General features: G+C 45.5%; 8 protein-coding genes. 5 read left to right on the forward strand and 3 right to left on the reverse strand.

Translation table 11 applies throughout. The features are described 5' to 3' along the window. A complete protein-coding gene (locus tag P5674_RS13630; protein ID WP_006618390.1) occupies positions 1–909 on the forward strand; it encodes an MBL fold metallo-hydrolase in 909 nt (302 codons plus the stop codon). Here P5674_RS13630 and P5674_RS13635 read toward each other — a convergent pair. Both P5674_RS13635 and P5674_RS13640 read right to left on the reverse strand, forming a co-directional pair. Further along, complete coding sequence (locus tag P5674_RS13635; RefSeq protein WP_043468373.1) at positions 906–4049, reverse strand: GAF domain-containing protein; 3144 nt, start codon at positions 4047–4049, stop codon at positions 906–908. The two genes, P5674_RS13630 and P5674_RS13635, sit on opposite strands and share 4 nt — an antisense overlap. Positions 4050–4237: 188 nt before the next feature. Further along, a complete protein-coding gene (locus P5674_RS13640) occupies positions 4238–4990 on the reverse strand; it encodes a creatininase family protein (RefSeq protein WP_014275934.1) in 753 nt (250 codons plus the stop codon). 185 nt (positions 4991–5175) lie between these two features. Here P5674_RS13640 and P5674_RS13645 point away from each other — a divergent pair, with 185 nt between their 5' ends. The 4 genes from P5674_RS13645 to P5674_RS13660 all read left to right on the forward strand — a co-directional run bounded on the left by P5674_RS13645 (position 5176) and on the right by P5674_RS13660 (position 10365). Beyond that, positions 5176–5337 carry a hypothetical protein gene (locus P5674_RS13645; protein WP_014275935.1) on the forward strand — a complete coding sequence of 54 codons (162 nt, stop codon included), beginning with the start codon at positions 5176–5178 and terminating at the stop codon, positions 5335–5337. A gap of 80 nt (positions 5338–5417) precedes the next feature. After that, positions 5418–6158: a winged helix-turn-helix domain-containing protein gene (locus P5674_RS13650; protein ID WP_006618387.1), complete on the forward strand. Its 741-nt coding sequence runs from the start codon at positions 5418–5420 to the stop codon at positions 6156–6158. 32 nt (positions 6159–6190) lie between these two features. Then, on the forward strand, positions 6191–8407 hold the full coding sequence (locus tag P5674_RS13655) for a PhoX family protein (RefSeq protein WP_152088492.1): 2217 nt from the start codon (positions 6191–6193) through the stop codon (positions 8405–8407). 104 nt (positions 8408–8511) lie between these two features. After that, positions 8512–10365 carry an iron uptake porin gene (locus P5674_RS13660; protein WP_043468376.1) on the forward strand — a complete coding sequence of 618 codons (1854 nt, stop codon included), beginning with the start codon at positions 8512–8514 and terminating at the stop codon, positions 10363–10365. A 138-nt stretch (positions 10366–10503) separates the two neighbouring features. Here P5674_RS13660 and P5674_RS13665 read toward each other — a convergent pair whose 3' ends face one another. Further along, the gene (locus tag P5674_RS13665) at positions 10504–12537 is read right to left on the reverse strand and encodes a serine/threonine-protein kinase (RefSeq protein ID WP_014275938.1); all 2034 of its coding nucleotides are present in this window, start codon (positions 12535–12537) and stop codon (positions 10504–10506) included. Positions 12538–12843 lie beyond the last annotated feature (306 nt).

A 12843-nucleotide genomic window follows, 5' to 3' on the forward strand; every position in this document is an offset into this window, starting at 1 on the left:
ATGGAAACCATCACCCCATCTTCTGTGTTGGCAACTGGTCGAGATAACCCAGACTCCTGTGATCAAAATCCCGATGATTTTGTGGTGGAGTTTTGGGGAGTTCGCGGCAGTATCCCCACCCCAGGAAAAGATACCATCCGCTATGGTGGTAATACCTCTTGTTTGGAAATGCGTATTGCCGGAAAAAGGCTGATTTTTGACGGTGGTACTGGGTTACGCTCCCTGGGTGATTCCCTAATACCACAAATGCCTATGGAAGCCTATATGTTTTTTACCCATTACCACTGGGATCATATCCAGGGTTTCCCCCTGTTTACCCCGGCTTTTACCCCGGGGAACTGCTTTCATATCTATGGCACTATCCCCCCAGATGGAGAATCGATGAAAAAGCATTTCATCGATCGCGTACTTCATCCTAACTCCCCCATTCCCCTGAGTGGATTACAAGCAGATCTGAGGTTTTATGAATTGAAACCGGGGGACACTATGATGCTTGATGATATCAAGATTGAAACCGGACAACTGAATCACCCCAATACTGCTATGGGGTATCGTGTCACTTGGCAAGGACGAACTGTGGTCTACTGTTCCGATACAGAGCATCTGCCTGATGGCTTGGATGAGAATGTGGTAGAATTGGCTCAGGGGGCTGATATCCTTATTTATGATGCTATGTATACTGATGAGGAATATCATAATCCTAAGTCTCCCAAGGTGGGTTGGGGACATTCAACCTGGCAAGAAGCAGTGAAAATTGCGGAGGCGGCGGATGTGAAACGGGTGGTGATTTTTCATCATGACCCTAGCCACTCAGATGATTTCCTTGACCAAATTAGCCATGAAGTCCAGGCGGTTTTTCCCAAGGCAATTATGGCTCGTGAAAGGTTGATTTTGCCGGTGCATAGTTAGCGATCGCTCCCCATAGTATCGGAATTCAACATTTCCAACAATCGCTCAAATTGGAAGTTTTCCACAATACTGGTTAAAGTCTTGGCTAAATCTGAATGCTCTGGGGGAATTTGTTTGATCAAAGATAAGATCATCATATCATTTCCTAATTGAGCAGCATAGTGGATTTGCTCTAACCATTCTGCTGGCATCATCGCCAAGGTCTCGGTATTTATGGCTACATGGTCATGGTTTTGAGGTTCGGAAGTGGCTACGGCGGCAGAGGCGATCGCATTTGGTTCATCAACTTGGTATTTGACCCCCAAATATTTAGTCAGGGTTTCTAAAACTTGTTCCCGCCGAAATGGCTTACTAATAAAGTCATCACACCCGGCATCAATACAGTTTTGTCTTTGTTCAGTAAAGGCACTGGCTGTAATGGCAACAACTACCGGAATAGCATCAACTTCAGACTGTTTAATATATTGGGTGGCTTCAAACCCATCTATCACTGGCATATGCATATCCATAAAAATTAAGTGGGGATGCCACTGTTGCCAAAGTGCGATCGCTTCCTGTCCATTTTCAGCTTCCCGAACCTCAAAACCCACATCCTGCAATAATGTAGTGAGTAATAACCGATTAACTGGGTTATCTTCCACCACCAAAATTCGATAGTCTTGCTGTCCCGGTGCTAACCGACAAGCCTGATTTAATGCATTCTCAGATTCATTAACCATCTGGTCTGCCACACCCACGGGAATTTGGAAACTAAAACAACTACCATGACCCAGTTCACTACTTACCTGAATTTCACCCCCCATTAAATTCACAAATCTTTGAGATATCACTAATCCCAGACCCGTCCCCTGTTGCGATTCTCGACCCGATTGGGTTTGCTTAAATGCTTGGAATAAGTCATTAATTTCTTCCGTTGCAATACCGCATCCACTATCTATAATCTCAAACCTCAAGTAGGTATTACTCACCCCATTATCCTCAAATAACCCTAGGTCTTCATCAACTTGACCAACCGACACCTTTAAAGTCACTTCCCCTTCCCGGGTAAACTTAATAGCATTACTAATTAAATTCACCAATACTTGGCGCAATTTACTTTCATCAGTTCTCACGAATTTCGGCACCGACTCTTCTACCTGGAAATTGAGAGTTAATCCCTTCGACTCAGCCTTGAGTTGCAACATGACTTGAATAGCTTGTAAACAGCGTTTAATTGCAAACTCAGTCGGGTTACAAGTAATCCGTCCCGCCTCGATTTTTGACATCTCCAAGACATCATTAATTAACCCTAGTAAATGTTGCCCACTTTGATTAACAATTTTAATATATTCTTGATGTTTGGCTGCTAAAGTGCGATCGCGTTGTAGCAATTGAGTAAAGCCTAAAATAGCATTAAGAGGAGTGCGAAGTTCATGACTCATATTAGCCAAAAACTCACTTTTAGCCCGGTTAGCAACATTAGCAGCATCAGCAACCCGTTTTAACTCCGCCGCCTGTTTCTGAGTTTGTGCGAACAATTCCGCCTGTTTCACAGCCACTCCTAGCTGATTAGCAATTTGAGTAACCACCTTAGATTCTGCCGTTTTCCACTCTCGCGGACCATCATTTTGATACACACATAATAATCCCCAAAGTTGATATCCTTGAAAAATTGGACTAATGATATATGCTCGGATTTGAAATTGTTCTAAAAATTTCAGGTAGCAATCCGAAAAACCCGAATTGTAAATATCTTGAACACAACAACAACTTTTCTCTCGTGAGTAAAACCCTCCCTGAGTTTCTTTTAAGTAAGTATCCTCAATTAATTCGTGAGAAGAGCCTAGTTTTTTGACAATACAATGATCTTCATCTACTGTATTCTGTGTAGTCGCTTCTTCTCCCTGATTTTCGCTCAGAATTTTCTGCCATCCCGGACTCACAGACTCTTTGATTATCACCCCACTCCAGTCAGCATTAAACCGATAAATTAGGGCACGATCTACTTCAATTGCCGTCCGCAACTCATTAACAGTTGCCTGAAAAATTACCTCCAAATTCAAACTTTGTCGCATTTGTGAAATCACCCGATTAATGGCTCTCTCCTGGTCTGCCATAAGTTGCATAGCTATTTCTGTAGCCATGCGCTCTTGAATTTGATTTTCCAGGGCAATATTAATATTTTTGAGGGCTGATGTTCGTTCCTCAACCCTTATTTCTAGGTCTTCATAGGCTTGATTTTTAGCTTCTTCTGCCCATTTTCTTTGTAGTTCTGTAGCTGCCCTGGATGCGAAAATATTGAGGACAGCTTGCGCTAGTTCATCTTGGACTAAAGGCTTCACATCTAAGATAGATAAAATCCCGATCGCTTTCTGATTTTGAGCCATCAATGGAATGCCCAAATAACTGTGAACATTCAGTTGTTTAAAATATTGATTTTCTGGAAAAATTTGTTGTAAATTGTCTGCATATAAACAAACTTTTTGAGTCTCTAAAACTACCGCACAAGGGCTATATTCTAATTCATATTCATGATTATCGGCGAAATCATCTTGAGACCAAAAAGCCAGAGTTCGTAATTTTAGCGGTTGCTCATCGCTGACAACTTCGGTAACAAATACATAGGGAATATCTAAACATCTAGCCAGGTTCTGCACTAAAGCCGGGAAAAAATCCGCCCCAGTTACTGATGCCGTCCCCATGACAATTGCCCGCAAAATTTCTTCGGTTTTTTGCCGTTCTTGAATTTGCTTGTGCAGTTCCTGATTAACTGCTTCTAATTTTTCGGGGGTTTTTAATGACAAAAAATAGGGTAATATCTCCAGTAATACTATGGCTGTATATACGGAAATTGCCGCCGTGATTGCTCCTTCAAATCCCGACAACCAATAATTAGGAAACCACAGAGTCCAAATATCGAAACCATGACCAATACCACAGAGAATAATAAAAGCACCAAATAGCTTAAAAATATTTAAAAATGGCAGGTCTTGGCGTTGACGGAAGAAGTAAATTAGCATCGCCGGAATTGAAAAATAGGCGAACACAATTAACCCGTTACTAATGACATGAAGTGCAACCAAGGAAGGTTGCCACAGATAACAATGACCGTGGGGTATATAGAAATTGGATGCCAAAAAATGATCTAATAACTGTGGCACTGTTCTCTTCTCCGAAACCAACGGATCAAACTAGATGACAAAACTTGAGAGTATGCCGATACTACCTTTAATCTGTACCTAATCTGTACCTAATATGTACCTAATATGTACCTTGAATATTGTAGCGTTGATGAACCCCCAGCCTTGATAGATCATCTTTAAACTACTAATTTTCCGAGCAGCTAATATCAAAAAACACTTTGATTGAGAAATTCCAGATAAGACTGGCTAAGTTCCTTTACCGCTAACTCATAGAGTTTCTGACCATGCTCCGGGGTAGCTAGACTAGGGTCTGAACCCATGCGACCGTCGGGATAGTTATGGCGAAAGTTAGCCGCACCATAGATAGGATGACCTTTAGCAACATTAGGGTTGAGGGGTGCTTTTTTAATGGACTCTGGGTAGAGGTACTGGGTAACTGCTACCTCGCTGGGGGTAGCGTGGGAACCTTCACTATCCCCATAAAGTTCTTTAGCTAGTCTATAGACTGATGGACACATAAACCAGTTACCAACCCGGCAACGAATGCGATCGCTATTTGCTAAGTTAAGATCAGCTAGGTGGGCATAGGTTTCGGAAAAGGCAGCTTTGAGAGTCGCAATATTACCCCCATGACCGTTAATAAAGAAAAATGTCGTAAACCCACTTTTAGCCAAGAATGTGATATAATCCTTGATTACCCTAATCAAGGTACTAGGTTGTAAACTGATGGATCCTGGAAAAGCAGTATGGTGGAGCGCCATACCCACATTTAAGGTAGGACCCACTAAGGCTTGGGTAGCCTCTCCTACTCCCTTAGCGATCGCTTCCGCACAAATGGCATCAGTGCCAATTAACCCCGTCGGTCCGTGTTGTTCCGTTGATCCAATCGGTAGGATAATCCCTGTAGACTTCTGGAGGTAAGCCTCCACTTCCGGCCATGTGCTTAGGTGTAACAACATTATATTTGTATATTTTTATCAACTTATTAGACATTCACAACAATATTTTAATCTAATCCCATAGCTTAACCAAAACATTACTTTTCCTTTACCTAAAGTTAACCCATCTCAAATACGATGGAAGGTAGCTCCACTAATGATCCACGAACATTTAACAACACCGGGCAGATTGGGGGTGGAAACTAATGTTGAACAACCTGGCCATTAAGCCAGAGTCAGAGACAACTGAGGTGCTTGCGGGTCGGGTCAATCCCGATCAAATGTTTGTCATTGTCAGACACTCACAACTCCTCGAACTCATAAATAATGGAGAACATACCTTTGTCGGATGGATGGTGATAGATTAATTTTCCTCATAACTAACCCACTTGGGGTTGAATTCTCTAAGTTTTGACAAACACCATCATCCATCCAGGAATAAATACTTATGTTTTCCCCAGATTTGAGTAAGAAGTCTTACCGCTCAGATGTCATAGATACTGGACATATCTTGTTGCTGGAAAATGAGGAGCCGTGGCGGGATATATTATCCATTGCTCTGGAAGAACAAGGCTATAAAATCGTGATTGCCCAAGACAGCCGGGATGCCCTGCCTTCGATTTCCAATACGGGAGCAATTACCGCAGAGTTTCCCTTTAACCTTCTCATTTTGGATGCAACCAATGGTTTAGATCTGTGTCGTATGTTACGGCATCATGGTCAATCTGTGCCAATTTTAATTATTGGTAACAAAGAAAACGCCAACAATTGTGCATTTTATTTAGAAGCCGGGGCGGATGATTACCTGACCAAACCCTTCAGTATCCGTGAGTTTATAGCTCGGTGTCGTGCGTTAATCCGTCGCCAAAGAATAGGGAAATTTCCAGGACCTGTGATGCTTCAATATAAAGATATCATCCTATATCAAGAAGAATGTCGGGTGATAATTCGGGGTGAGGAAGTTCAACTCTCACCCAAACAGTTTCGTTTGCTAGAATTATTTTTGAGTTATCCCCGTCGGGTTTGGTCTCGTGAACAACTTTTAGATGTAATTTGGGGTACAGATTTTGTAGGGGATAGTAAAACTGTGGATGTTCATATTCGCTGGTTACGAGAAAAGTTAGAAGTTGAACCGAGTAAACCAGAATATATCATTACAGTCAGAGGATTTGGGTATCGGTTTGGGTAAAATTATCAAAGGTTTTATAAATAGGCAGATTTATGGCTTCTTATAAGCGTCGAGATTTTTTGCTGTTTATTAGTGCGGGTATGGGGGCGGTGGCTCTCAAGGGCTGTCAGCCATCAGAGCCGGGTAATGTGCTGAGTAGTTCATCAACTACGGAAATATCGTCATTTTCCCCAAGTTTTAAACCGGTCAAAGGTCCTATGCCTTTGCCCACCTACGAGACGATAACCGTTGCCGATCATCAAGCTATATCAGGAAAATATAGTCAGTACGAGGTAATTGATGATTTGGTACTTCCGGAAGGGTTCACCTATGATGTCATCGCCACTTGGGGGGAGGCGGTGGGTGATTCTCGTTGTGGGTATAACAATGATTATTTGTCATTTATACAGACTGATAAAAATCAGGGTTTTTTAACTGTTAACTTTGAGTACGTTAGCGCTAAACCATGGTTGGAAACTTACGAGGAAGTGATAGGGCGATCGCTACCAATGGCGGTAGTTAAACAGGCTTTTGAAGCTGCCCAAAGCCAGAGTATTGATGCTTTTTCTTTGCCCGCACAAGACCCTCTCAGACAAGCAATTCTGGAGATTTCTAAAGAAGGGTTAATCGACATGGGAATGGGGGTAATTTCCCTAGGTCGAGATAGTGAGGGTAAATGGGTACGGACTTACTCATCTGTCGATCGCCGCATTACTGGAATTTCCGGTTGGACTGATGGACGGTATCTCAAGGCTACAGGTCCAGCGGTGGGAGTTTTTCGCCAGGGGGGAAGGGGTTATAACGATCGCCTCGGAGATAAAATCATTGGCACTTTCGCCAACTGTGCCGGGGGAACAACCCCTTGGGGAACAGTATTAAGTGCTGAGGAAAACTTCCAGAGTTATGTCACCGAGTCGGTACATCCCGATGGTACATCTTTCTCCCCTTCGGATACTCCCTTTTCCACCACTAGGGGTCTCGGTAACGTCTTAGGACTAGCCGGGAACAAATATGGTTGGATTGTAGAAGTAAATCCAGCCGACCCAGAAGATTATGGCACTAAACATACTTGGCTGGGTCGTTATCGCCATGAAGCCGTTGGTGTCAGGGTAAAAGCCGGAAAACCTCTAGCTTTTTATTCGGGATGCGATCGCCGTAGCGGACACTTATATAAATTTGTCAGTAGTGACCCGGTAGTTGACCCAAGCGATCGCCAAAATTCTCGCCTCTTGACCAGCGGAATGCTATACGCCGCCAAATTCTACCCAGATGGCAGCGGAAAATGGATTCCTATGGCCCCTAATACAGCCGTTAACCCCGACCCAGCCAGTGTTCATATAGGGGGAGCCTTAGCCTTACCATTGCGCCCAGAAGGGGGCAGTTTTGTGGCTACCACAGATGAAGAGGTGGAAACCTTTAAGAAACAGTACAAAACCTTGGGGGATTTGTATTCAGGAGACCCACCAACCAAACAGGGTGCGATTCTAATTGATGCTCATTTAGCAGCCAGTGCCGCCGGAGCCACTTGTTGCGCCCGTCCTGAAGATACTATGATTGCTCCTGATGGTTCCTTATATATAGCATTTACCTCTGGAGGTGGCGATCCGGGTGGTGAGGGACCAGATGGGCGGATTTTTCAAGGTCCAGGGGGAGTTATTCCCCATGAACCAGGATGGATAGTCCGCCTGATTGAAAATCATGGAGATCCGGAGGCGCTCAGATTTCGGTGGGAAATGTGGGCAGCAGGTGGCGAAATTTCCGAAGGTGGGTTAGGATTTTCCAATCCAGATAATTTGGAGTTTGATAGCCAAGGTAATTTGTGGATGGTCACAGATATTAGCACTGGCTCTCAAAACAAACCCGTCCCCCCAGGTCGGGTAAATCAAGCCGGAGATCCTTTAGCATCGAGAGATCTAATCGGTCTATATGGTAATAACTCCCTGTGGTGTTTGCCAACTTCCGAACCAGATGCGGGTCAGGCTTATCTGTTTGCGATCGGACCCATGGAATGTGAATTGTGCGGACCATTTTTTAGCCCCGATCAGCAAACTCTATTTTTAGCCGTCCAACATCCGGGAGAGTATAATGGTAAACGCCGAAATATGGCATCCCAAGTTCGTGAGTTTGCCATGACTGGTCTGGATGGTCAGGAGTTTATCCAAACCCGTGGGGTTCCCATCGGCTCTAACTGGCCAGGCAAAAACCCCACAGACCCCCCCAAGCCCTCGATTGTGGCAATCCGTAGACAAAATTTGGGTGCGATCGTTTAATGTGAAATCGTAATCACCTACTGTTAGGATGTGATACTATTGGTTCATTCGAGCTGGGGACATCCTCGCTTAGGTCTTTTTAAGTCGGTGTGAGATTTGAGATGATGAACAAAATTCTATGGAACACTCTCAAGCAGAGTCCAGGCGTTCTGGGTGCTGCTCTTCTGTTAAGCACAAGTGCTGCATTAGCAACAGAAAGCCCTTCAGCCAAGCTGGTTACTACTTCCGAAGTGGCATCCCTAGCTTCAGATGCAGCCGAAGGAGTTAATCAATTTAGCCCGGATGCCGATTTCACCTTAACCATGGCAGTTACGCCAGAGGTCGAGAACACGGCTCCTCTGTCTCAGGATGTAATCGATTTAGGTTTTGAGTCCTCTACAGAAACCCAACAGGTGGCTCAGGTACAACCTGAGATGGAACAGGAACTCAGAATTGCCGACCTAGAACAAATCAATCTATACAGTGAAGTTGCTGACTCTATGGAGCAGGTGACTTCTGTATCTCAACTGTCTGACGTTCAACCTACAGATTGGGCATTCCAAGCCCTTCAGTCTTTGGTAGAACGTTATGGCTGTATTGCAGGTTATCCAGACGGAACCTTTAGAGGTAACCGGGCGATGACTCGTTTTGAGTTTGCCGCTGGTTTAAATGCCTGTTTGGAACGGGTTAACGAATTGATTGCTGCTTCTGTGGCTAATTTGGTAACTCGCGAGGATTTGGCGGTTCTGCAACGGCTACAGGAAGAGTTCGCGGCGGAATTGGCAACCTTGCGCGGCCGTGTGTACGCTTTGGAAGCACGGACGGCTGAATTGGAGGCTAATCAGTTCTCCACTACTACCAAACTGCGCGGGGAAGTAGTATTCTGGCCTGGGGATAGCTTCGGCGATCGCGCTAGACATAACGTGGCTGGAGGTCCCTTTAGCCGAGCCAGTGATGACCCCACCGAAACCTATCTCGGCTACCGGGTTCGTCTGAACTTTGATACTAGCTTCACCGGCGAAGACCTATTGAGGACCCGTCTGCAAGCGAGAGATATCCCCAACCTCAGCAATTTTGACCTGACCAATAGCTTAATGTCTCGGACTGCTATTGATGGCAATTCCAATGGGATAGAGCTGGATGATTTGTACTACCGTTTCCCCGCCTTCAATCGTCGGGCGCACATCTTTATCGGTGCTAACAGCCTTGATTTAGATGACGTAATGGATGTGATCACCCCCTTTAACAGCGGTTCTAATGCCTCAATTTCTCGGTTTGGTCAGCGTAACCCTGCCATTTTCCGGGGCCCAGAAGGTGCAGGGGCGGCGGCTAAGTTCGCCTTTGGTAATGATCGTCAGTTCAAACTGAATCTGGGTTATTTGGCAGGTAACGCCTCCGATGCTACTGCTGGTAATGGCTTATTCAATGGTAGCAATACTGGGTCGGCTCAGTTGGTATATCAACCCACAGAGCGCCTGGGTTTTGCGGTAGAGTACGCCCGTAAATATTTCACCAACGGCGATGTCAATATGGCCGGTGGGACCGGAAGCTGGATCGCCGATCGCCCCTTTGGGGATAATGCCAGCACCAGCGATAACCTAGGCTTCCAGTTTAACTGGCGGGTAGTTGAGAAGTTCGAGTTGGGTGGCTGGTTTGGCGCTACCTGGGCTAGTCAACAAAGAAATGGCAGTGACAGCGCCACAGTTCTTAACTGGGCTGTGACTATGGGCTTCCCAGATGCTTTCAGTGAAGGAGATTTGGGTGGTATTGTGATCGGAATGCCTCCGAAAGTTACCTCTCACGACACCACCGCTTTGGAAGATCGCGATACTTCCTTCCATATTGAAGCCTTCTATCGCTATGCTTTCAACGACTACATTTCCATCACTCCTGGCTTCTATGTTTTGACCAATCCTGAGCACAATGCCCGCAATGCTAATATTGTGGTAGGAACCCTGCGGACTACTTTCCGCTTCTAAAATAGGGGCATGAAAGCTAAGAGTTTCCTGGAGGGAGGAGTAGGGGCGGGTTGAGGCAATATGGCGATCGCCTGGTTAATTCCCAAATGACCACCGCGCGGAGCCAACCTACACCCCCCATATAACTCCCCTCTGGGTCTACAGCTTTAGCTGCCAGATTTTAATGGTTTTATCCTCACTACCACTGGTGAGGATTTTGCCGTCTGGGGTGAGGGCTAGGGCTGTGATCAGGTCTCCGTGACCCCAAAGGGTAGTGATTATTTCCCCGGTGTTGAGATTCCATAAAACAATGTGATCGCCTCCAGCAATTAAAGTTTGGCCATCTGGGGTAATCACTAGGGATTTCACCGGGCCTCTGTGTCCCTCAAAAACCCGCAGTTGTGCCCCTGTATTCGCATTCCACAAGCGCACGGTTCCATCATCACTAGCGCTGGCGATGGTTTCACCGTCGGGGCTATAGGCGATCGCATTAATACTATCTCCATGGCCAGTAATTGTCAGTCGGCGACTACTACCACTGACATTCCATAATCTGATACTGGCATCTGCACTAGCACTAGCGAGAACATTACCCTGGGGATTGAAAGCCAAAGCATTAACCGGGAGGTCATGGGCGAGAATAGTTGATAATCGCCGACCATTGGTATCCCACAGAATAATAGTCCTGTCTTCGCTAGCACTAGCTAAAATTTGACCGTTGGGACTAAAAACCAAAGCATGGACACTTCCTGTATGTCCTTCAATAGTACGTTGACGCGATCCCCACCACATACGGATAGTTTTATCATTACTACCACTGACCATAATCTCTCCATTGGGGGAGAATGCTAGCGCCCTTACCCAACTCGAATGGACGCTTTCGGGATTAACAACCTCTCCAGAATGGATACCCCAGCGTCGAATTGTGCCAAAAGTTCCCGCAACCAGAGTTTCACCGTCAGGGGCGATCGCCAAAGCATAAACGTGCCCTAAAGCCTCCTTATGCCCCAGTAGCCACATACGATTAGGCCACCCTCTAATCACCAACAGAGGGTTAGCCGGAATTAAGCCATAGCGCCGATAACCGTCTACCTGGGTATAAATCAACCCCCCCATGGTCACAATCACACTCAGAATACCAATAGCCTTGAAGGGAATCTTAATTTTCAGTTCACTGAGGCGGATTTTCGCCTTCAGCTGTTCTTTCTTTTTACCTTTGGTATCTGATTTGGGATCTTCTCTTTCATCACTATCGCGGGGTGGCGGATTAAGTTCCACTTCAGCTAAACACTGGAGAACTACCCCAGGGTTCTGGGGGCGATTTCCCGGAAATGGTGCCATCAGATAATCAAGAACATCCGCCAATTGTTTCGGGATATTTGGCGCACCCTTACGCCACAAAAGTTTCCCAGTGCGAGGATTTTCTGGGTAAGCCGTGGGGGGTTTTCCCGTCAACAGATAAACAAAAGTCCGACCCAGGGCAAAAAAGTCCGACTGAGGTACTGCTTTCCCGTTCGTTTGTTCTGGCGGCGTATAACCAGGAGAGACAATTCCTGTGGCGCGTTTCTTATCATTATCCTGTTCGCCGGGGCCATCTGAACTAAACCCCATAATTGTCTCGGTCACTTCCCGCGCTGTGCCAAAATCAATTAACACCAGTTGGCCATCAGGCTTTCGCATGATGTTTTGAGGTTTAATATCTCGGTGAAAATACTGTAAGCTGTGGACGCGATCGAGAATTTCCACCAGTTGTTTTAGCCAATCCATGGCTAATTCTGGGCTAATCGGTTCTTTTTTGCGCTCCTTCATCCACTCCTGAAGGTCTAACCCTTCGATTTTCTCCATGACTAAACAATGCAGCGGCGACTCATCTTTCGGCATAAAGGTAAAGTAGCCATCTTTATCTACTTTAGGGATGCCAGGATGACTAAGTTCGCTCAAAACTTTCGCCTCTTGTTTAAACAGAGCGATCGCCTTGGGATGTTCTTTGAGGAGAACTTTTAAAACTTTGCGAGTCTTATCTTTTTGGTCGAGAATCTCAAAAGTCTGACCAAATCCTCCCCCACCCATCTTTTTGAGAACACGATAACGACTCTGTATAAACAGATCAGAGCCACACTGAGCGCAAATGCGTCGTTTGGCATTCGACTCATCATCAGGTTTAGGGCATTTGGGATTGAGGCAATAACTCACGGAAACACCTTAAAACTTGCAAGCCCTGCCTGTTCAAAGCAGGGAGGAAAAGCCCAGCTCGGCTTTAGCCACCTACCGTCAAAATCTATCCTATAAGGACTGCTGTTATTTTTGATAATATTAGCCCATAGCGCTGCAACCCAGTATAACATTTTGGTTCGGCCGACACGATAAAAACTCGGAAGCTTGGTAGCCCCGTCTCTTTAGAGCGGGGCAGAAAAGCGACTCGGCGGCTTTAGCCGCCGTCAGGTATGGTGAGGGTCGTTGATGTAGGCCATGATTCTAGCTGTACTCACTTTTCCTGTT

Origin of the sequence: Limnospira sp. PMC 289.06 (genome assembly GCF_032350395.1) — a bacterium.
Classification (GTDB): Bacteria; Cyanobacteriota; Cyanobacteriia; order Cyanobacteriales; family Microcoleaceae; genus Limnospira; species Limnospira platensis.